At 75.1% G+C, this 20904-nt stretch carries 20 protein-coding genes; 11 read left to right on the top strand and 9 right to left on the bottom strand.

Features of this window, described 5'->3' with window-relative positions:
- Positions 1-107: 107 nt before the first annotated feature.
- Positions 108-698: a TetR/AcrR family transcriptional regulator gene (locus ACWERV_RS10650; RefSeq protein WP_452931262.1), complete on the bottom strand. Its 591-nt coding sequence runs from the start codon at positions 696-698 to the stop codon at positions 108-110.
- Between the two features lie 146 nt (positions 699-844).
- Between ACWERV_RS10650 and ACWERV_RS10645 the strand changes: the two genes are divergently transcribed.
- Entirely contained in the window at positions 845-1297 is a 453-nt protein-coding gene (locus tag ACWERV_RS10645) for an iron chaperone (RefSeq protein ID WP_452931259.1), read from the top strand.
- A gap of 34 nt (positions 1298-1331) precedes the next feature.
- Here the strand turns inward: ACWERV_RS10645 and ACWERV_RS10640 are convergent, their stop codons facing one another.
- Together ACWERV_RS10640 and zapE are read right to left on the bottom strand one after the other, a co-directional pair.
- Positions 1332-2189, bottom strand: a complete 858-nt coding sequence (locus tag ACWERV_RS10640; RefSeq protein ID WP_452931256.1) for a PPK2 family polyphosphate kinase — start codon at positions 2187-2189, stop codon at positions 1332-1334.
- Between the two features lie 54 nt (positions 2190-2243).
- Complete coding sequence (gene zapE, locus ACWERV_RS10635; protein ID WP_452931253.1) at positions 2244-3326, bottom strand: cell division protein ZapE; 1083 nt, start codon at positions 3324-3326, stop codon at positions 2244-2246.
- 87 nt (positions 3327-3413) lie between these two features.
- Here zapE and ACWERV_RS10630 point away from each other — a divergent pair, with 87 nt between their 5' ends.
- From ACWERV_RS10630 to msrB, 4 genes are all read left to right on the top strand, one after another.
- A complete protein-coding gene (locus ACWERV_RS10630; protein WP_452931251.1) occupies positions 3414-4217 on the top strand; it encodes a pyrimidine reductase family protein in 804 nt (267 codons plus the stop codon).
- A gap of 266 nt (positions 4218-4483) precedes the next feature.
- Positions 4484-4957: an indole-3-glycerol phosphate synthase gene (locus ACWERV_RS10625; protein ID WP_398178218.1), complete on the top strand. Its 474-nt coding sequence runs from the start codon at positions 4484-4486 to the stop codon at positions 4955-4957.
- A 174-nt stretch (positions 4958-5131) separates the two neighbouring features.
- Positions 5132-6529, top strand: coding sequence for a UDP-N-acetylmuramate--L-alanine ligase (gene murC / locus ACWERV_RS10620; RefSeq protein WP_452931248.1), 1398 nt, complete (start codon positions 5132-5134; stop codon positions 6527-6529).
- A gap of 10 nt (positions 6530-6539) precedes the next feature.
- Positions 6540-6947 carry a peptide-methionine (R)-S-oxide reductase MsrB gene (gene msrB / locus ACWERV_RS10615; protein ID WP_452931245.1) on the top strand — a complete coding sequence of 136 codons (408 nt, stop codon included), beginning with the start codon at positions 6540-6542 and terminating at the stop codon, positions 6945-6947.
- Between the two features lie 58 nt (positions 6948-7005).
- Here msrB and ACWERV_RS10610 read toward each other — a convergent pair whose 3' ends face one another.
- Together ACWERV_RS10610 and ACWERV_RS10605 are read right to left on the bottom strand one after the other, a co-directional pair.
- On the bottom strand, positions 7006-8091 hold the full coding sequence (locus ACWERV_RS10610; protein WP_452931242.1) for a glycoside hydrolase family 11 protein: 1086 nt from the start codon (positions 8089-8091) through the stop codon (positions 7006-7008).
- A 564-nt stretch (positions 8092-8655) separates the two neighbouring features.
- The gene (locus ACWERV_RS10605; RefSeq protein ID WP_452931239.1) at positions 8656-10395 is read right to left on the bottom strand and encodes an ABC transporter ATP-binding protein; all 1740 of its coding nucleotides are present in this window, start codon (positions 10393-10395) and stop codon (positions 8656-8658) included.
- 57 nt (positions 10396-10452) lie between these two features.
- Here ACWERV_RS10605 and ACWERV_RS10600 point away from each other — a divergent pair, with 57 nt between their 5' ends.
- Complete coding sequence (locus tag ACWERV_RS10600) at positions 10453-11160, top strand: peptidyl-tRNA hydrolase (RefSeq protein WP_452931237.1); 708 nt, start codon at positions 10453-10455, stop codon at positions 11158-11160.
- A 351-nt stretch (positions 11161-11511) separates the two neighbouring features.
- On the opposite strand, the gene ACWERV_RS10595 is transcribed toward ACWERV_RS10600, so the two are convergent.
- Complete coding sequence (locus tag ACWERV_RS10595; RefSeq protein WP_452931234.1) at positions 11512-12471, bottom strand: NADP-dependent oxidoreductase; 960 nt, start codon at positions 12469-12471, stop codon at positions 11512-11514.
- Positions 12472-12601: 130 nt separating this feature from the next.
- Between ACWERV_RS10595 and ACWERV_RS10590 the strand changes: the two genes are divergently transcribed.
- Positions 12602-13003, top strand: coding sequence for a winged helix-turn-helix transcriptional regulator (locus ACWERV_RS10590; RefSeq protein WP_452931233.1), 402 nt, complete (start codon positions 12602-12604; stop codon positions 13001-13003).
- 51 nt (positions 13004-13054) lie between these two features.
- Here ACWERV_RS10590 and hemQ read toward each other — a convergent pair whose 3' ends face one another.
- Positions 13055-13828 carry a hydrogen peroxide-dependent heme synthase gene (gene hemQ / locus ACWERV_RS10585; protein WP_452931231.1) on the bottom strand — a complete coding sequence of 258 codons (774 nt, stop codon included), beginning with the start codon at positions 13826-13828 and terminating at the stop codon, positions 13055-13057.
- 4 nt (positions 13829-13832) lie between these two features.
- The gene (gene hemG / locus ACWERV_RS10580; protein ID WP_452931228.1) at positions 13833-15320 is read right to left on the bottom strand and encodes a protoporphyrinogen oxidase; all 1488 of its coding nucleotides are present in this window, start codon (positions 15318-15320) and stop codon (positions 13833-13835) included.
- A 135-nt stretch (positions 15321-15455) separates the two neighbouring features.
- Here hemG and ACWERV_RS10575 point away from each other — a divergent pair, with 135 nt between their 5' ends.
- Entirely contained in the window at positions 15456-16733 is a 1278-nt protein-coding gene (locus ACWERV_RS10575; protein WP_452931226.1) for a DUF4349 domain-containing protein, read from the top strand.
- Positions 16734-16752: 19 nt separating this feature from the next.
- Here ACWERV_RS10575 and hemE read toward each other — a convergent pair whose 3' ends face one another.
- Positions 16753-17802: a uroporphyrinogen decarboxylase gene (gene hemE, locus ACWERV_RS10570; protein WP_452931223.1), complete on the bottom strand. Its 1050-nt coding sequence runs from the start codon at positions 17800-17802 to the stop codon at positions 16753-16755.
- A 95-nt stretch (positions 17803-17897) separates the two neighbouring features.
- Here hemE and ACWERV_RS10565 point away from each other — a divergent pair, with 95 nt between their 5' ends.
- From ACWERV_RS10565 to ACWERV_RS10555, 3 genes are all read left to right on the top strand, one after another.
- Positions 17898-18536, top strand: a complete 639-nt coding sequence (locus tag ACWERV_RS10565) for a DUF3000 domain-containing protein (protein WP_452931220.1) — start codon at positions 17898-17900, stop codon at positions 18534-18536.
- 238 nt (positions 18537-18774) lie between these two features.
- Positions 18775-19443: a LuxR C-terminal-related transcriptional regulator gene (locus ACWERV_RS10560; protein WP_398178178.1), complete on the top strand. Its 669-nt coding sequence runs from the start codon at positions 18775-18777 to the stop codon at positions 19441-19443.
- A 141-nt stretch (positions 19444-19584) separates the two neighbouring features.
- On the top strand, positions 19585-20835 hold the full coding sequence (locus ACWERV_RS10555; protein WP_452931218.1) for an HRDC domain-containing protein: 1251 nt from the start codon (positions 19585-19587) through the stop codon (positions 20833-20835).
- Positions 20836-20904 lie beyond the last annotated feature (69 nt).

The following is a 20904-nucleotide window of genomic DNA, read 5'->3' as shown; positions in this document are numbered from 1 at the left end:
GGGGGGCGGGGTGGGGGCGCGCCCGCCCGCGGGGCCGGGGCGGCCGGGGCCGGGGGGGGGGGGTTTTGCGCGCTCGCCCCCCCCCCCCCCACCCCCCCACGACAGACCTAGCCGCCCGTTCCGTAGGCGGCCATGAACATGTCGAGCAGGCCGTCGACGGCGGCCTCGTCGATCGGCCGGTTCGACAGCAGGGCGCGGTAGTAGAGCGCGCCGGACAGCACTTCGGCGGCGAATTCCAGGTCCGCGTCCGCGACCAGTTCGCCGTCGCGCTGGGCGCGGGTGATCCGTTCGAGGGTGCTCTGCTCGACGGTGGCCAGGAAGCGTTCATGCAGGGTCGCCCGCAGCGCGGCGTCGGCCTGCGCCTCGGCGATGACCGCCCGGTAGACGGGGCCGATCGGCGGGGCGGACAGCGCCCGTCCCGAGCGCAGGAACTGCTCGCGCAGGTCCGCGCGGACGTCGCCGGTGTCGCGGTAGTCCAGGTCGCTGGTCCACGCGCGGTTGAGCGCGTCGAGCAGCAGCGCCGGCATGGACGGCCAGCGCCGGTAGATCGTGTGCTTCCCGACTCCGGCCCGCCGGCCGACCGCCTCGATGCTCAGCCCCGCGTAGCCGGCTTCCGCGGCCAGGTCGAGGGTCGCCTGCAGCAGTTCCTCGGTGCGAGCGGCGCCCCGGCGCCTCGGCGTGGCGGGCGTGTCGGTCATGGCACCACCCTAACGGCACCGGGCGTGCCGTTGACAGCCGACGGGGTGAGCGCGCAGTATGCGAGTCGATCGGCACGCATCGTGCCGTTGCCGGGTCGGCGACATCCGACCCGGACCGTCCAGCTCCGCACAGGGGGAAGATCCGCATGGCCACCGGCAAGAACAGCACCCACGAGGGATTCACGGCCGAGGAACGGGCCGCGATGAAGGACCACGCCGAGGAGCTGAAGGCGGCCGGGCGCTCCGGCTCAGCGGCGGACAAGGCGGCGCAGGCGCGGCAGGACGTGCTCGCGAAGATCGCCGGGATGCGGGACTCGGACCGGATCATGGCCGAGCGCGTCCACGCTGTGGTCACGGCCACCGCCCCGGCCCTCGCCCCGAAGCTCTGGTACGGGATGCCCGCCTACGCGCTCGACGGGAAGATCGTCTGCTTCTTCCAGAGCGCGGAGAAGTTCAAGGCCCGCTACGCGACCCTCGGGTTCAGCGACCAGGCGAAGCTGGACGACGGCACGATGTGGGCGGCCGGATTCGCCCTCACCGAGGTGACGCCGGAGACGGAGGCACGGATCGCGGAGCTGGTGAAGCGGGCGGTGGGCTGAGCCGCACCCCCTCCGAACCGGCCGGGCCCGGCGGCTATGTCCCCAGCAGCGCCGTGCGGGCCGCGGTGACGTCGAAGGCGGCGGGCGGGTAGCGCGGGTCCATCAGCTCCAGGTGCTCCAGCAGGAGTTGGGCGACGGCCCAGTTGCGGTACCACTTGCGGTCGGCGGGCACCAGGTACCAGGGCGCGGCCTCGGTGCCGCAGCGTTCCAGCGCCGCCTCGTACGCCTCCTGGTAGGCGGGCCACAGGGCCCGGTCGGCGATGTCGCCCTGGGCGAACTTCCAGTGCTTGGCCGGGTCGTCGAGGCGGGCGAGCAGCCGGTCGCGCTGTTCACGGCGGCCGATGTGCAGAAAGACCTTCAGCACGGTGACGCCGTCGTCGGCGAGCGACTGCTCGAAGCGGTTGATGACGCCGTAGCGGCGGGCCCAGGTGGCCCGTGGGACGAGGCCGCGGACCCGGGCGACGAGTACGTCCTCGTAGTGCGAGCGGTCGAAGACGCCGATCTCGCCGGGGCCCGGCACCGCCCGGCGGACGCGCCACAGGAAGGGGTGCCGGCTCTCCTCGGGGGTCGGCGCCTTGAAGGCGGTGACGCGGACGCCCGCCGGGTTCAGACCGGAGGCGACGTGCTTGACGGTGCCGCCCTTGCCGGAGGTGTCCATGCCCTGGAGGACCAGCAGCAGGCACCGCGGGTCGCCCGCGGTGCTCTGCGCGAAGAGCCGGTCCTGCCACCGCGCGAGAAGCGTGCGGACGCGTTCGGTCTCGGCCCGCGCGCCCGCCTTGCCGCCCGCGGGCGCGCCCGGAGTGTCCCGGGTGCCGTATCCGGCCAGATCGACCGGGCCGGGCGGCACCCGCAGCAGTGACCGCAGATCGGGACCGGCTGTGTGCGCAGGCATGCACCGATCGTGCGCCGGGCCGCCCGGTCCCGCCAGCGGGGGACCGGGGGCGGGTCAGTCCGCGCGGCTGCCCGTCGCGCGCTCGGCGCGGGCGGCCGCGTCGCGGGCCAGCGCGGTGAGCCGGGAGACGGCCCGGAAGTACTTCTTGCGGTAGCCGCCGGACAGCAGCTCCGCCGAGAACAGCCGGTCGAAGGGCACGCCGGAGGCCATGACCGGGATCTCGCGGTCGTAGAGCCGGTCGGCGAGCACCACCAGACGCAGCGCCGCCGCCTGGTCGGTGACCTCGGTGACCCCGCGCAGGAAGACCGCGTCCACGCCATCGCACAGCGCCCCGTAACGGCTCGGGTGGACGGTCGCGAGGTGCGCGGACAGTTCGGCGAAGTCGTCGAGGGCCGCGCCCGGGGTGCCGAGGGCGGCGCGCGTCACCTGCTCGTCGGCGTAGGGCTCGGGCGCCTGCGGCAGACCGCGGTGCCGGTAGTCCTCGCCGTCGATCCTGATGCTGCTGAAGCGCGCGGACAGACCCTGTATCTCGCGCATGAAGTCGGCCGCGGCGAAGCGCCCCTCGCCGAGCCGCCCCGGCAGCGTGTTGGACGTCGCGGCGAGCCGTACCCCGGCGTCCGCGAGCTTGCCGAGCAGGGTGGAGACCAGCACGGTGTCGCCGGGGTCGTCGAGCTCGAACTCGTCGATGCACAGCAGCCGGTGCTCCCCCAGGGCGCGCACGGCGGGCTGGAAGCCGAGCGCGCCGACCAGGTTGGTCAGCTCGACGAAGGTGCCGAAGGCCTTGCGCTCGCGGGGCGCCGGGTCGGCGTGCCACAGCGAGGCGAGCAGATGGGTCTTGCCGACGCCGTAGCCGCCGTCGAGGTACACCCCGCCCGCGGCGGGTGCGGGCGGCGCGGAGCGGAACCAGCGGCGGCGTGCCCGCGGGGCGTCCTGCCCGGCGAACGCGCGGAGCTTCGCGACGGCGGCGGCCTGGCTCGGCTGGGCGGGATCCGCGACGTACGTCTCGAAGCGGACACCGTCGAAGCGCGGCGGGGGCACCATTTCGGCCACCAGCCGCCCCGTCTCGACATGCGGCGTGCGGCCGCTCAGGGCCACCGGGCTGAGCAGGGCGGATTCGTACGACGGCAGAGCTGTCACGACTGTCCAGCGTAGTCCCTTCGGGGGACCGCCACGTCCCGGGACACCGTGGGGCGCGCCACTTCGGGACGTGGGAGGATCGCGGGTATGCGGCGTCTGTACCCACCCGCCGGGGCGGCGGGGCCCGCCGGCTCACCGGACGCGCTCGGGCAGCCGGATCTCGACACTCCCGGTGGTCTCGCGGAGGTTTACGCGTACCCGGAGGGGGTGGCGCGGGGGCGCCCCTGGCTGCGGGCGAACATGGTCGGCTCGCTGGACGGCGCCGCGGTCGCCGACGGCAAGTCCGCGCCGCTGTCCTCCCCCGCCGACATGCGGATCTTCGGGGTGCTGCGGGCGCTCGCCGACGTGGTCGTGGTGGGCGCCGAGACCGCGCGCCGCGAGGGCTACCGGCCGGGCCGGGCGCGCAAGGAGTTCGCCGGGCGGCGGGCGGACGCGGGCCAGGCGCCCGCGCCGGCGATCGCGGTCGTCACCCGCAGCCTGGACCTGGACTTCGACAGCCCGCTCTTTCGCGAGCCGGTCGTCCCGACGCTGGTCCTGACCGGGGCGGCGGCGCCCCGGGAGCGGCTGGTGGCGGCGCGGGCGGCCGGCGCCGAGGTGGTGGTCGCGGCGGAGGAGGGCGACGGGGCCGGGGTCGATCCGGTCCGCGCGGTCGCCGAGCTGGCCGCGCGCGGCTACCCGCGGCTGCTGCACGAGGGCGGGCCGCGGCTGCTGGCGCAGTTCGCGGCGGCCGGTACGGTCGACGAGCTGTGCCTGACGGTCGCGCCGCTGCTCACGGGCGGCGGGGCGCCGCGCATCATGAACGGCCCGGCCGTCCCGGGCCCGGCCCGGTACGAGCCGCGGTCGGTCCTGGAGGAGGACGGCTTTCTCTTCACCCGGTACGTCCGCGCGTAGCACGCGTCCGTCCCGTCCCGGCTCCGTCCGTCCGCCTGCCACCCCGGGCGCCGTCCCGCGCACCGCGCGCCGGGCGGTCCGCCGTGCGGAGCGCGTAAACCCCGCGCCGCGTCGTACGCCCCCCGGGGCAAGGGTGAGCCGTAAAAAGCGGATTCGCACGTTCCGCTTGGTGTCGCTCGGGAAGACTCATAGCGGTGCCCTGTGAAGATCGGGGCAGGATGGTTTGCAGGGCGGCCGAGTGGCCCCTGAGAAAGAAGGACGCGTCCGTGTTCACGACCGTACTCATGATCGAGAAGGCGCTCGCCCCCGCCGACGTGGAGCTCGTCACCACCCTGCACGGCGAGGAGCCGGTCTCCTTCGTGGTGCTGATGCAGCCCCGCGGCGACCAGGACCGGCTGCTGCGGGCGGTGGACGACGTGGCGCTCGGCCACCTGGAGGAGGCCGCGCGGGAGAACGACGTCCCGGAGGGCGAGCAGGCGAACGGGCCCGCCGAACTGGCACTCGCCGCCTCCGTCGACCAGCTGCACACCGCCGGGGCCGAAGCGATCGGCGAGATCATCCAGAAGCACCCGCTGGACGTCCTCAGGACCGTGGTGGAGCGCACGCACGCCGACGAGGTGATCGTGCTGACCGCACCGCACTTCGTCGAGGAGTTCTTCCACCGCGACTGGACCTCCAGGGCCCGCCACAAGGTGGGCGTGCCGGTGCTCAAGCTCTTCGCCCAGCAGGACGACGAATGACGGCCGGGTGACGCACCGCCCCCGCCCCGCGCCCGCCGCCGGGCCCTCGGGCGGCGGACCCGGGGCGGGCCGCGGACGGCGCCGCCCGCGGGTGCGCGAAGCCGCGGGCCCGGCAGTGCGAGAATCGGCTCACCCGTCCCGTGGACGACCCGGCCACCCCTTGGAGATACGCGTATGAGCCCGACCGTTCCGCCCACCCTGGACCGACCGCACTTCATCGGGATCGGCGGCGCAGGGATGTCGGGCATCGCGAAGATCCTCGCGCAGCGCGGCGCGGCGGTGGCGGGCAGCGACGCGCGCGAGTCGGAGACGGCGGCCGCACTGCGGGCGCTCGGCGCGACCGTGCACATCGGGCACACCGCGGCCAACCTCGCGCCGGACACCAGCGCGGTGGTCGTCTCCAGCGCGATCCGCGCGGAGAACCCGGAGCTGGCAGCCGCCCGCGAGCGCGGCATCCCGGTCGTGCACCGCAGCGACGCGCTCGCCGCGCTCATGACCGGCACCCGGCCGATCGCGGTGGCCGGCACGCACGGCAAGACGACGACCACCTCGATGCTGGCCGTCGCCCTCGGCACGCTGGGCCTCGCCCCGTCCTACGCGATCGGCGGCGACCTGGACGCCCCCGGCTCCAACGCCCACCACGGCACCGGCGACCTCTTCGTGGCCGAGGCCGACGAGAGCGACCGCAGCTTCCACGCCTACGACCCCGAGGTCGCGGTGGTGCTCAACGTGGAGCTGGACCACCACGCGAACTACGCGTCGATGGAGGAGATCTACGACTCCTTCGTGACCTTCGTCGGCAAGATCCGCCCCGGTGGCACCCTGGTCGTCTCCGCCGACCAGGCGGGCGCCGTGGAGCTGACCCGGCGGGTGGCCGGCCGCGAAGGGCTGCGCGTCCTCACCGTCGGCGAGGCGCCGACCGCGGATCTGCGCGTCACGTCCGTCACCCCGCGCGGCCTGACCAGCGAGGTCACCGTGGTCCTCGCGGACGGCCGGGAGCTGGCCTTCACCGTCTCGGTGCCCGGCCGGCACTACGCGCTCAACGCCGCCGCCGCGCTCGCCGCCGGCACCGCCCTCGGGGTGCCCGCCGAGGAGCTGGCGCCCGCGCTCGCCTCGTACACCGGGGTCAAGCGCCGCCTCCAGCTCAAGGGCGAGGCGGCGGGCGTGCAGGTCATCGACTCCTACGCGCACCACCCGACCGAGATGACCGCCGACCTGGAGGCGATCCGCGCCGCCGCGGACGACGGCCGGGTGCTCGTTGTCTTCCAGCCGCACTTGTTCAGCCGCACCCGTGAGCTGGGCAAGGAGATGGGCGGTGCGCTCGCGCTCGCCGACGCCTCGGTGGTGCTGGACATCTACCCGGCGCGCGAGGACCCGATCCCCGGTGTGACCAGCGCACTCATCGTCGACGCCGCGCGCGCCGCGGGCGCCGACGTGACCCCGGAACCGGACCGCGAGGCGGTCGCGGAGCTGGTGGCAGGAATGGCGAAGCCCGGTGATCTCGTTCTCACCATGGGGGCGGGCGACGTGACCGACCTCGGACCGCGGATTCTGGCCCGCCTCGGCAGCTGAGAGGACCTCCATGCCGTACGAAGTGAACAAGTCCGACGAGCAGTGGCGCGAGGAGCTGTCCCCGCAGGAGTACGCGGTTCTGCGGCAGGCCGGCACCGAGCGTCCCTTCACCGGTGAGTACACCGACACCAAGACCGAGGGCGTGTACGAGTGCCGCGCGTGCGGCGCCGAGCTCTTCCGCTCCGGCACGAAGTTCGAGTCGCACTGCGGATGGCCGTCGTTCTACGACCCGGCCGACAGCGACGCGGTCGAGCTGATCGAGGACCGCACCATGGGCATGCTGCGCACCGAGGTGCGCTGTGCGCGCTGCGGATCGCACCTGGGCCATGTCTTCGCGGGCGAGGGCTACCCCACGCCGACCGACCAGCGCTACTGCATCAACTCGATCTCGCTGCGGCTGGCCTCCGCCGGGGAGTGACGGGCGAGGGGGCGGGCACCGGAGGAGTCCGGTGCCCGCCCCTTGTCCGTGCCGGTGGTCAGCTGGTGGTGCAGGAGACGGTCGGGGCGCCGTTGCTGCCCGAGTAGTTGGCGTTGAAGCCGAAGGACGTGCTCGCGCCGCCGCCCAGGTTGCCGTTGAAGCTCGCGTTGGTCACGGTCACCGTGTTGCCGGACTGGGTGTAGCTGCCGTTCCACAGGTTGGTGACGGTCTGGTTGCCCGGGAAGGTCAGCTTCACCGTCCAGCCGTTGATCGCCGAGGAGCCGTTGTTCTTGACGCTCACCGCTCCGGTGAAGCCCGCGCCCCAGTCGGAGGAGTTGGTGAAGGCCGCCGAGCAGCCGCTGCCGCCCGTGCCGCCGGTCGAGCCGCCGGTGGTGCCGCCCGTCGTACCGCCGGTGGTGCCCCCGGTCGTGCCGCCCGTGGTCCCGCCGGTCGTACCGCCCGTGGTGCCGCCGGTGCTGCTGCCGCCGCCGCTGCTGACGGTGATGTTGGAGCTGCCGGAGGAGCCGTAGCCCTCGGTGGCGAGGATCTCGTAGTTCGGGGTCCCGAGGTTCAGGCCCGCCGTCGCCCACGCGTTGAAGAAGTTCGCCACCGTGATGGTGCCGCCGGTGCGCTTGGCCTGGCGGATCGCCCAGTACTGGTAGAACGTCGCGGTGCCCTCGATGGACGGCTGGTTCACCCGCTGGGTGCGGTACAGGTCGTACGTGCTGCCGTCACTGGTGACCGAACCCAGCTTGGTGGCGCCCGAACTCGGGTTGTAGTTCCCGTAGTTGTCGACGATGTAGTACTCGATGAGCGGGTTGGTCGTCCAGCCGTACAGCGACAGGTAGCAGTTGCCGTTGCAGTTCCACGTGCCCGAGTACGTCACCGGGGAGGTGGTGCCCGGGTTCCAGCCCTTGCCGGCGACGAAGTTGGTCACGTTGTTCCACGTGGTGCTGTACTGGCCGCCGGAGCCCATCGTCATCGAGGCCTGGCCGCTGTTCTGGCTCCAGAACGAGTAGAAGTACCCGTTGTTGGTGCCGGTGCTGTTGGTGTTCACGGTCGTGTCGGCGTGGGCCGCGCCGGGGAGCGCGAAGGCGACCACGACCGACGCCGCGACGGCGACGAGACCTCGGACGGCCGCCATGACGGGGCGTCTGGGGTGCATCACACGGGTCAGCAGACTCACTGGGGTTCCTCCTAGCACGGATGTGGGGGGCGGTTGCGTGCCGTCGCCCCGGCCGCCGCGGGCCGGTGGACCGACGCGACAGGGGCATGACACGCACCCCGACCGCCGAGCGTGCCGCGGCCGGAGTCCCGGGCCCGACCGGATGCGGCCCGGATCGCCGGCAAATCGTCACCGGTGACGCGGAACAGTCTGGACCGCGCCCTCCGGGTGTCAACACTTTCGGTAGAGATTTCGAAATCTTTCTGTCCACAGGGATGTCATAGACAGGCAATACCCGCTGGTCAGTGGCCACTTGCGGAGATCAGACGCGCTCGAAGAGCCAACTCCCGCAATGGGCAGGGCGCATGACGATCGGAACAGCGGGCACCACCTCGAAAGTTTCGAGAGCCGCTTCCGGCGAAGAAGGGCCACGTCGTCGATCTTGGCGGAAAACGATCGGCCGGGGAGACGCGGCACGGCGCGTACGAACGCGGCGCCCGGTGCGTGGCTACGCGCCGCGCGGGCGGTACGGCCCCGGGCCGGTCACTCCGCGCCGAGGCGGGAGACGGCCGCGCAGGACAGCGCGCCCGCGACGGCCGCGAGCACCGCGGCGAGCACGAACGGCAGCACCGGGTAGTGCACCGCGCCCGTGCGCGAGCCGGTGACCAGGCCGGTGACCGCCGCCTGCGCGGGCGAGCCGGACACCAGCAGCACCGCGCCCGCGCCCAGCGCCGTCACCAGCAGCGACCAGCCCGCGCCGCGCACCAGCGGCGGATTGGTCAGCGCCCCCACGGCGCCGCCGAGCAGCACCGCCACCGCCGCGGCCAGCAGCCCGGCGAGCGCGGCCGGGCCCACCGCGACAGCGGTGCGCAGATCGTCGGAGTGCGCACCGCTCACAGCGGCGACCAGCACCGTCCCCGCGACGCCCAGCAGCGCGGCGGCGCCCGCCCCGACCGCCAGCGCCGCCGCGTGCGCCCGCCCGGGACCGACCGCGGAGGCGGTGCAGGCCCGTGCGGCGGCGGGCTCGTTGCGTACGCACACCCGCACCAGCCACGCGGTCACCGGCAGCAGCAGCGCGGCCGCGTACCCCATCGACCCGAGCACCGGCTCCCCGCCGCCGACCCCGACCGCCATGACCGCGGCGTACCCCAGCAGCGGCGGCAGCCACCGGTGCGAGCGCGCCAGCAGCGCGGCCTGGTAGCGCAGCAGCGCCCCCGCCCGCCGCCACCGGCCCACGTCGGCGCGCGGCACGACCGGCGCGGCCGCCGCCCCGCCCGCGGGCGGGCCCGGAACGGCCTTCTGCTCCCCCGCGACCCCGGCGGCACGCGGCACGGCGGAGCCCTCCGGCGACGCCGGAACCGGCCCGACCCCGCCCGGGTGCGCGTTCCGCACGGCCGCCGCGCCGTCCGGTGGCGCCGGGGCGCGGGTGTCGTCGGTCGGCGGGGCGGGGCGGACGGCGGTGATGTGCCAGGGCGGATCCGCGGACAGCAGGACGCGCAGGGCCGCGTCGGAGGATGCGGCGGGGAGGACGAGGCGGGGCGGGCGCGCACCGGGAAGCGCGTACGGGCGTACGCCCGCGGGGAGTTCGCCGGTGCCCTCGGCCTCGATCAGCACGCGGCCCCGCGGTGCGGCGGCCGCCGGAACACGCACCCGGGCGGCGACCCGGCCCGCCGCCGCGTCGACGGTCACCGTGACGTCCTGCTCCCCGGCCAGCCGGCGCGGGTCGTGGTCGACGAAGACCACCGTGCCGCCCGCGGCCGTCCTCGCCCGCACCGCCGCGTCCAGCGTGGCGCGGGCCGCGGTGTCCAGGCCCGTCCACGCCTCGTCGAGCACCAGCAGTTCGGGGTCGGCGAGCAGCGCCTGGACGACCGCGACCTTCTGGCAGGTGCCCTTGGACAGCTCGTCGAGCGGGGTGCCCGCGTACCCGGCGACACCGAAGCTTTCCAGCCAGTGCGCGGCCCGCTCCCGGGCGGTCGCGGAGGGCAGCCCGCGGACGGCCCCGAGATGCGTCAGGTAACGCAGGGCGGGGAAGGGCAGCGCGGCCGGGAAGCGCTCCGGGACGTACGCGGTGGAGGCGGCGGGACGGCCGGTGACCCGGCCCGCGGTCGGACGGTCCACCCCGGCGAGGATCCGCAGCAGCGTCGACTTGCCGCTGCCGTTCACGCCCTCGACCCGCACCAGCGCACCGGGCGGCAGCTCCAGCGCGACGTCCCGCAGCACCCACGGGCCACGCAGGCCGTAGCGCCGCCCCACACCGTCGAGTCGCAGTAGCGTCGCGTGCACGGGCCCATCCTGGACCACCCGCCGCGGAGCACCAAGCGGCGATGGCAGACTGGGCCTGTGACCAGCCCCTTCCAGCACAGCGCCGCCGAGCGGGACGCGGCGCCGCAGTACGTCCTGCCGCTCGTCGTACGCATCGAGCGGGACGCCCCGCCGGAGCGCACCGACGCGCTGGAGACCGCCGCCCGCGCCGTCCTGACCCTGCTGTCCGACGAGCGCGCCACGGCCGAGGACGGGGAGTGGGCGCAGGCCGTCCGCGACTGGCAGGACGCGCGGATCCGCAAGGTCGTCCGGCGCGCGCGGGGCGCGGAGTGGCGGCGCGCCGAGACGCTGCCCGGCATCACGGTGACCGGCCGCACCGCCGAGGTACGGGTCTACCCGCCCGTGCCGCTCGACGGCTGGCCCAAGGACCTCGCCAAACTCCAGGTCTCCGGCACCGAACTCGACGACCCCGCACCCCCGCCGCCGCCCACCGCGGACGAGCCCGTGCTGTGGCTCAACCCCGAGGTCACCATGTCCGCGGGCAAGGCCATGGCGCAGGCCGGGCACGGGGCGCAGCTCGCGTGGTGGGAGCTGAGCGCTTCCGAGCGGGCGGGCTGGCGCTCGGCGGGCTTCCCGCTGGCGGTCCGCACCGCCACGGCGGCGGCGTGGCCGACCCTGGTGGCGTCCCCCCTCCCCCTCGTCCGCGACGCGGGCTTCACGGAGATCGCCCCGGGCTCGGCGACCGTCGTCGCGGACCACCCCGCCCTCCGCGGCTCCCCCGCCTGACGACGCCCCGAACCGCCCCTTGCGGTCGGTGTCGCGATCTCCCCCCGGTACATGGCTTGTCGCGCAGTTCCCCGCGCCCCTCAAAACGCCCACCCCGCGCACCAAGGGCACCCACAGGAGCGCGAGCAACCGCGCACCCAACCCACCACCCGCAGAAGATCCCCCCACAAGAACCCGCGGCGCCCCGCAGGGACAGGGGCGCGAGGAACTGCGCGAACAACCCACCACCCACGGAAGATCCCGCCACAAGGGACCGCACCACCCCCCGGGGACAGGGGCGCGAGGAACTGCGCGAACAACCCACCACCGACAGAAGGTCCCGTCACAAGGACCCGCGCCACCCCGCGGGGCTCACGGCACGAGCACGAGACGGCCTCGTACGCCGCCCGCGGCCAGGCGGGCGTGGGCGGCGGGGGCCTCGGCCAGGGGGTACGTGGCGGCCACCCGCAGGGAGATGTGGCCCGCGTCCGCGAGGGCGGACAGTTCCGTGAGGCGGCGCCCGTCCGCACGGATCCAGACGTTGGCGACGCGCGTACCGCGCCGCGGCACGGGGTCGGATCCGTGGCCGACGGCCACGAGCGCGCCGCCGCCGCGCAACGCTTCGAGCGCGGCTTCGCGCAGCTCGGCCGCGTCGAGGACCCCGTCCACCCCGCCGGGCGCCCACGCCCGTACCGCGTCGCCGACGTTGGCGACGGAGCGCGGGACGAAGTGCTCGGCGCCCAGCTCGCGCACCAGCTTCTCGTCGTCCGCCCCGGCGAGCGCCGCGACGCGCAGGCCGCGCAGCACGGCGAGTTCGACCGCGAAGCCGCCGACGCCGCCCGCCGCGCCGGTGACCAGGAGGGTGCTGCCTGCGGGGAGGTCCAGCAGGTCGAGGCCCTGGTCGGCGGTGAGGGCGTTGAGCGGGATCGTCGCGGCCTCGGCGGCGGTGGCCTCGCGCGGGGCGCGGCCTACCGCGGAGGTGTCGAGGACGACGTGGTCGGCGTAGCCGCCGGTCGTCAGGTCCAGCCGGTCGACGCAGCCGATGACGCGGTCGCCGACCGCGAACCCGGCTCCGGCGCCCACCGCGTCGACGCGGCCCGCGACGTCCCATCCGATCCCGTACTGCGCGCGGGGCGCGGTGAAGCCGACGGCGACGACTCCCCCGGCGCGTACCGCGAGGTCCACGGGGTTGACGGCCGCGGCCTCGACCGCGATGCGCACCTGTCCGGGGCCGGGCTCGGGCACCGGCTGCTCGACGACCTCCAGTGCCTCGGGTCCGCCGAACTCCCGCACGACGACCGCCCGCATGACTCCGCTGCCGGTGTTGCCCATCTCCGCACTCCTGCCTGCTGGTTGACGCGTCCGCGGGGGCGTCCGCACCCCGCACCGCGACCCTAGGCAGCGTTGCTCTCTTCTGGTAAGCAGGCACCTGGAAGTGCGTAACCCACCGGAGGAGCCCATCATGCCGACGAGGACCGCGGCCGAGCGCCGGGCGCAGGCGCGGATCGCGTACGACGCGTTCCTGGCGGCCTGCCCGTCACGGCAGTTGCTGGAGCGGCTGAGCGACAAGTGGACGACGCTGGTCGTCACCGCGCTCGCCGAGGGCCCGCAGCGCTACGCCGAACTGGCCCGCCGGATCGCGGGGGTGAGCCAGAAGATGCTCACCCAGACCTTGCGGGCGCTGGAGCGCGACGGCCTGCTGACGCGCACGGTGACGGCGGAGGTGCCGGTCCGGGTGGACTACGAGCTGACGGCCATCGGGCGGGACCTGCTGCCCGTGCTGGCGGCGGTCAAGGACTGGTCGGAGCGGAACATGCCCGTCGTGCTGACGGCCCGCGAGGCGTACGACGAGGAGCACGTCTGACATGCGTCCGGGCCCGGCCCCCGCGGGGTGCCGGGCCCGGAGGGGCGGCTGTCAGGCGAGACCGGCGACCAGGTCGGCGATCTCCCGGCGGCGCCCGGTGTAGAAGGGCACCTCCTCACGGACGTGCCGGCGCGCCTCGGAGCCGCGCAGGTGCCGCATGAGGTCGACGATCCGGTACAGCTCGTCGGCCTCGAAGGCGAGGATCCACTCGTAGTCGCCGAGCGAGAAGGACGCGACGGTGTTGGCGCGCACGTCCGGGAAGCCGCGGGCCATCTTGCCGTGGTCGGCGAGCATCCGGCGGCGGTCCTCGTCGGGCAGCAGGTACCAGTCGTACGAGCGGACGAACGGGTAGACGCTCACGTAGTCGCGCGCGTGCTCGTCGGCCAGGAAGGCCGGGATGTGCGACTTGTTGAACTCCGCGGGGCGGTGCAGCGCCATGTTCGACCACACCGGCTCCAGCGCGCGGCCGAGCCGGGTGCGGCGGAAGAGGTTGTAGGCCTCCTGGAGCGCGTCGGCCGTCTCGGCGTGCCACCAGATCATCAGGTCGGCGTCCGCGCGCAGCCCGGACAGGTCGTACGTGCCGCGGATCGTGACGTCCTTGGCGGCGAGCTGCGCGAACAGCTCGTCGACCTCCTCCGCGTAGCCGGAGCGGTCTTCCGGGAGCGGGGCGCGGAGCCGGAAGACCGACCACAGGGTGTAGCGGATGACCTCGTTGAGGTCCTTGGCCTTCTTGCCCGCGTTGGGGGCCTTGGCGGGCGCGGCAGCGGTGTCGCCGGCGGCGGCGTCGGCGGGGACGTGGGCGTCGGCGGGAGTGGAGTCGGTCATGCGGCTATTCTCCCGCGCCGTGCGTCCCGCCCGGCGGCAGGGTGGCCAGCAGCCCGTCCGCCGCCCGCTGCCCGCTGCCGACGCAGGCCGGGATGCCCACACCGTCGTAGACCGCGCCGCACACCTCCAGGCCGGGCAGCTTGCCGACGTGCTCGCGGATCCGGGCGACCCGGTCCAGGTGGCCCACCGGATACTGCGGCAGGCCGGCGTCCCACCGGGTGACGCGGGCGGCGACCGGCGCGGCGCGCAGCCCGACCGCCTGCTCCAGGTCCTCGCGGGACAGCCTCACCAGGTCGGTGTCGTCCCACGCGAGGTCGCCCTCGTCGCCGAACCGCCCGACGGAGGTGCGCAGCACCACGGTGTCGCCGCCCGCCTCGTCCAGCCAGCCCCACTTGCGGCTGGAGAAGGTCGAGGCCTTGATCGTCCGGCCGTCGACCGGCGGCACGAGGAAGCCGCTGGACTGCGGCAGCGGTGCCAGGTCGGCGCGCCGGAAGGCCATCGTGACCAGTGCCATGCTCGCGTAGTCCACGCCCGACAGCTCCGCGGCGGCGGCCGGCGACTCGCCCTCCAGCAGGTGGGCGGCGGCGGGCGCGGGCACCGCGAGCAGCACGGCGTCGGCGTCGATCGCACGGTCGGCGAGCAGCACCCGCCAGCCGTGCGGGCCGGTGCGGTGCAGGTCGCGCACGCGCGCGCCGGTCTCCACGGTGACGCCCAGCGCCCGGCAGGCGTCGGCGACCGCGAGCGGCAGCCGTCCGACTCCCCCGCGCAGCCCGTTGAAGACCGGGCCGGTGGCGGTGGAGGCGGCGGCCTTGCGCTGGATCGCGCGGGCGGCCTCGATGAGCGAGCGCCCCTCGGTGGCGGCGGCCCACAGCTGCGGCACCGCGGCACGCAGCGAGATCTCGTACGCGTTGCCCGCGTAGACGCCGCCGAGCAGCGGTTCCACGAGCCGGTCGACGACCTCCCGGCCGAGCCGGGCGGCGACGAACGCGCCGACGGCCACGTCGCCGTCCACCGCGGTGCGCGGCAGGACGTGGTCGAACGGGATGCGGGCGAGGCCCGCGGGCGAGATCACGCCGGAGGCGGCGAGCGGCCCGAGGTCGCCCGGCACACCCATCACATGGCCCTTCGGCATCGGCCGCAGCCGCCCGCGGGTCCACACCGTGGCGCCCAGCACGGCGGGCGGCTCCAGGTCGTCGCCGAGCCCGACCGCGCGGGCCAGGGCCACCGCCTCCGGGCGGCGGGCGAGTATCGACTCGGCTCCCAGGTCGACCGGGACCCCGGCGATCTCGTCGGCGTGCAGCTTGCCGCCGAGCCGCGCGGAGGCCTCCAGCACCGTGACCCGCGCCCCCGCGGCCGCCAGCCGGTGGGCGGCGGCGAGCCCGGAGATGCCGCCGCCGACGACCACCACATGGCCCGGGGGCCGCTCCCCCGCGGGGTCGTGTGCGGGTCCGCGGGATGCCGCCGCGGCCGGACCGGAGTGCGCGTCGCTCATACGACCACTGTCTCAGACGCCGGATCGAGTTCGGACCGTGATGGTGCCGGTACCGAAGTCGCGGAACGCGGTGGGCGACACTCCCGTCAAACCTGCACTTCCGCTCGACAACCGTGTCTCTGGGGGGATTTCACGATGAGGGTCAGTGTGAGACAGGCCGCGCCCGGCGTGCCGGGCGCCCATCCGTCCGGCTCGCGCCGGGCGGGCCGGGGGCGCCGCCGGGCGTCCGCGGCCGCCGCGCTGCTGCTGGTGGGGGCGCTCGCCGTCGCCGGGTGCAGCGCGTCGTCCGACAAGTCCGACAGCTCGCGCAGGAGCGACAGCGCCGCGGGCCCGGCGGCGACCACGCCCGGCACCGGGAACGGCAGCGGCAGCGGGAACGGCAGCGGCGACAGCGCGAGCTCCGGCGCCGTCCAGGACGAGGGCGCCGCCGGGAAAGCCGCGCCGTCCGCCGGGTCGTCCGGCACCCCGGCCGGGAAGACGCCGCACCTGTCGCCGTCGTACCTGATCCGCGACGCGGAGCTGAGCGTCCGCACCCCGCACGTCGCGGACGCGCTGCGGCAGGCGAAGTCCTACGCGGCCGACGCCGGGGGCTACTCCGGCGACGAGGACACCACGACGGGACCGGACGGCCGGGTCACCTCCACCGTCCAGCTGCGCGTGCCGCCCGCGGGCTACGACGCCCTGCTCGACCGGCTGTCCGGGCTGGGCAGCCTGCTGTCCCGCAAGGTGAGCGTGCAGGACGTCACCGGCCAGGTGGTGGACGTGCAGAGCCGGGTGAAGTCCCAGCAGGCGAGCGTGGCGCGGGTGCGGGCCCTGATGGACCAGGCGTCGGGCCTGGACGACGTGGTCGCGCTGGAGAGCGAGCTGAGCACGCGCGAGGCGGCGCTGGAGTCGCTGGAGGCCCAGCAGGCGTCGCTGCGGGACCGGACGAATCTGGCCACCGTCACGCTCAGCCTGAGCCAGCCGCCCGCGAAGCCCGTGCACAAGAAGGCGCCGAAGGCCCACCACGACGGCTTCTGGACCACCGTCGGGCACGGCCTGCGCGACGGCTGGAACGCCTTCTACGTGGCCCTGCGCGTCGTCCTGGTCGTCCTGGCGGTGACGCTGCCCTTCCTGCTCGCGGTGGCGGCGCTGTGGCTGGCCTACCGCGAGGTGCGCCGCCGCTGGTGGCCGCGGCGCGAGCCGGACCCGGACGCCCCGACGCTGCGCGCGCCGGGCGGGCTGCCGCGCCACCCGCAGCAGGGGGCGGAGGCCGCCGACCCGTGGCGGGCACCGGCGGAAGCGGTGGCCGTACGCCCCGGCCCGGCCGCTCCGGCGGCTGACGTCCCGGGCGCGCCGCCGGTACCTCCCGCTCCGGCCGCGCCCCCGGTGCCGCCGCAGGGCCCGGGGAAGGAGCAGCCGCCCGCCGGGTGACCGGCGGGGCCGGGTGTCCTCAGGCCGCCTGCGTGGTGCGGTGCACGAACTCCACCAGGCGGCCGAGGGCGTCCGGGTCGGTGCTGGGGATGACGCCGTGGCCGAGGTTGAAGATGTGGCCGCGGCCCGACGCGGCCGCGGCGTCCAGCACCTCGCGGGCCTTCTCCTCCACGACCTCGGTCGGCGCGAAGAGCACCGCCGGGTCGAGGTTGCCCTGCAGCGCCTTGCCGGGGCCGACGCGGCGCGCGGCTTCGTCCAGCGGCACCCGCCAGTCGACGCCGACGACGTCGGCGCCCGCCTCGCCGAGCAGGCCCAGCAGCTCGCCGGTGCCGACGCCGAAGTGGATGCGCGGCACCCCGTAGCTCTCGACGGACGTGAGGACCTTCGCGGACGCGGGCAGCACATGGCGCCGGTAGTCGGCCGGGGACACCGCCCCGGCCCAGGAGTCGAAGAGCTGGACGGCGCTCGCGCCCGCCTCGACCTGGACCTTCAGGAAGGTCGCGGTGATGTCGGCGAGCCGGTCGATCAGGTCGTGCCACAGCTGCGGGTCGCCGTACATGAGCGCCTTGGTGCGCTCGTGGTTGCGCGACGGGCCGCCCTCGACGAGGTAGCTGGCCAGCGTGAAGGGGGCGCCGGTGAAGCCGATCAGCGGGGTCTGCCCCAGTTCGGCGGTGAGCAGGCCGACGGCCTCGGTGACGTAGCCGACGTCGGAGGGTTCGAGGTCGCGCAGCCGCGCCAGGTCCTCGCGGCCGCGGAAGGGGTCGGCGACGACCGGGCCGACGCCCGGCTTGATGTCCAGGTCCAGGCCGATCGCCTTGAGCGGCACCATGATGTCGCTGAAGTAGATCGCCGCGTCCACCTTGTGCCGCCGGACCGGCTGGAGGGTGATCTCCGCGATCAGGTCGGGCCGCATGCACGACTCGAGCATCGAGACGCCCTCGCGCGCCTTGTGGTACTCGGGCAGCGACCTGCCCGCCTGGCGCATGAACCACACCGGGGTGTACGGCACCGGCTCGTTGCGGCAGGCGCGGATGAACGGGGAGGCAGCGGTCTGCTGATGCGTGCTCACACCCCGCATCCTCCCACGCCGCGCGGAGAGACCGGTTACGGGGCCTCGGGTGTTGTTGCGCACGCGGACCCCGCACGCGCCCTAGTCTTCCGGGCATGGCTGCGGTGCATGGACAGGTCGGCGAGACCGGCGAGGACAGCGGGGTCCCCTTTCCTTTTCGGCACGCGGTGGACGCGTTGCGGGGGGCCCGGGTGCGGCCGCAGGTGCGGATCGAGGAGGTGACCGCGCCACGGCGGCTCGCCGCGTACGCGTACGCGCTGGAGGCGACGGTGCTCGCGGACGCGGACGGGGAGGAGCTGGCCGACGGGCGGGTGGTGCTGCTGCACGAACCGCAGGGCCACGAGGCCTGGTCCGGCACCTTCCGGATGGTCACGCTGGCCCGCGCGGAGCTGGAGCCGGAGATGGCCGGCGACCCGCTGCTGCCGGAGGTCAGCTGGTCGTGGCTGACGGGCGCGCTCGCCGCGCACGGCGCGGGCCACGGCGAGCCGAGCGGTACGGTCTCGCGCGCCTCGTCGCACTTCTTCGGCGGGCTGGGCGACCGCCCCGACGAGACCCGGATCGAGCTGCGCGCCTCGTGGACGCCGCAGGAGCGGCCCGGCGGGCTCATCGACGTCACCGCGCACCTGGCCGCCTGGTGCGACCTGCTGTGCGCGTGCGCGGGCCTGCCGCCGGCCGAGGACACGCCCGTGCGGGGCACCGCGGGCGTCGTGCCGCTCCCCAAGCGCCGCACCTGACGCCACCCCGCACCCGGAGGCCGCCCGGGGGCTCTCACGGGCTCCTGCGGCCGCCGCCCGGGGCACCGCCGAGGGGGCCTCGGGCGGGCCGTGCGGGGCGGGCAGCTCTGGCGTTCGATCGGCCGTCCGATTTGCCGGAAATAATGTGCAACAAATCGTGATCTTTCCCTAAAGCCCGGGGCACTTGCTGCCGAAGGAAACTGTGACCCTTTCAGTCCCCTTTGCCACAGGAGGCCCGGTGTCCGTTCTTCTCGAGCAGCCCACGAGCCTGGTCGCCTACCGTCCCAGCAAGCCGACGGCCATGGTCGTCGTGGCCGACCCCCGCGTACGCTCCACCGTCACCCGACACCTGTGGGCTCTCGGGGTTCGCGACGTGATCGAGGCCTCGTCGATCGCCGAGGCCCGCCCCCGGGTCGGTAACCCCCGCGACATCTGCGTCGCCGACGTCCACCTGCCCGACGGCTCCGGGCTCACCCTGCTCGCCGAAACCCGCGCCGCGGGCTGGCCCAACGGCCTCGCCCTCTCCGCCGCCGACGACATCGGCGCGGTGCGCAACGCCCTCGCGGGCGGCGTGAAGGGCTATGTGGTGACCGGCACCCGCAACACCCCCGGCTCCCTCGCCGGACGCCCCGGGCTCGCCCCGCTCGGCGCCACCGCCGCCCGTATGCAGCGGCGCCCGCCGGGCGCCGCCGGTCACCCCGGCAACGGCTACCGCGAGCTGTCCGGGCGCGAGGTGGAGGTGCTCAGGCTCGTCGCCGAGGGCCAGTCCAACAAGGCCATCGGCGTCTCGATGGGCCTGTCCGCACTGACCGTCAAGAGCCACCTCGCGCGGATCGCGCGCAAGCTCGGGACGGGCGACCGCGCGGGGATGGTCGCCGTCGCACTGCGCACCGGCATCATCCACTGAGCCCGGCCGCGCCGCCGCAGGGGGCGTAACGTTCCGCCCCCCGGCCGGCGCGGCCGCGCCGCCTCGTCCCGGGAGTCCGGCGTAACCGGACGAACAGGGCAAGCCCCACCGGCAGGTGCGGCGCAAGGCTACCCTTGACAGGTGACCGACGCCCAAGACACCGCATCCGCTGAAACCGCGGCGGCGCCGGTCCCGCTGCTGGACCCGCGCGAGGGAATCCCGCCGGTGACCGCAGACCCGGAGGCTCTCGCAGAGGTCGTCGCGGCCTTCGCCGCGGGTACGGGTCCGGTCGCCGTCGACGCCGAGCGTGCCTCCGGCTACCGCTACGGGCAGCGGGCCTACCTGGTCCAGCTGCGCCGCACCGGAGCAGGGACCGCGCTGATCGACCCCGTGGGGTGCCCCGACCTGTCCACCCTGGACGCCGCGCTGAGCGGCACGGAGTGGGTGCTGCACGCCGCCACCCAGGACCTGCCGTGCCTCGCGGAGCTGGGCATGTACCCGTCCTCGCTGTTCGACACCGAGCTGGCCGGGCGGCTGGCCGGTTTCCCGCGGGTGGGGCTCGGGGCGATGGTGGAGCAGGTGCTCGGCTACGCCCTGGAGAAGGGCCACTCCGCGGTGGACTGGTCGACCCGCCCGCTGCCGGAGCCGTGGCTGCGGTACGCCGCGCTCGACGTCGAGCTGCTGGTGGACCTGCGGGACGCGCTGGAGCAGGAGCTGCGCGAGCAGGGCAAGCTGGACTGGGCGCTGCAGGAGTTCGCGGCCATCGCCGCGGCACCGCCGCCGCCTCCCCGGGTGGATCCGTGGCGCCGCACGTCGGGCATGCACAAGGTGCGCCGGCGGCGGCAGATCGGCATCGTGCGCGAGCTGTGGCTGGCCCGCGACCGGGCCGCGCGCGACCGCGACATCTCCCCCGGCCGGGTGCTGAGCGACGCCGCGATCGTCACGGCCGCGCTGGAGAATCCGCCGAACGTGCACGCGCTCGCCGCGCTGCCCGGCTTCGGACACCGTATGGGCCGCCGCCAGCTCGACCAGTGGCAGGCCGCGGTGGACCGCGCCCGCGCCCTGCCCGAGCGCGAGCTGCCGCAGCCCACCGCCGCCTACACCGGCCCCCCGCCGCCGCGCGCGTGGGCGGACAAGGACCCGGCCGCGGCCGCCCGGCTGTCGGCGGCCCGCGCCGCGGTGACGGCGCTCGCCGACGAGCTGCATCTGCCGCAGGAGAACCTGATCACCCCGGACACCGTCCGCCGGGTCTGCTGGGCCCCGCCCGCCGACCTCACCCCGGAGGCGGTGGCCGCGGCGCTGGCGGACCTGGGCGCCCGTCCCTGGCAGGTCCAGCTCACCACCCCGCTCGTCACCAAGGCCCTCACCGCCCGCCCCGCGGCGGGCCAGTAACCCTTCCGGTGTGACCTACGCCGCTTCGCGGGGTCGCACTGTCCCGTTCGGTTACCCGCGAGTAGCATG

It is taken from the genome of Streptomyces sp. NPDC004031, assembly GCF_053604375.1.
The sequence above is the reverse complement of the archived record's forward strand: the minus strand, read 5'-3'. Positions and strand labels throughout refer to the sequence as shown.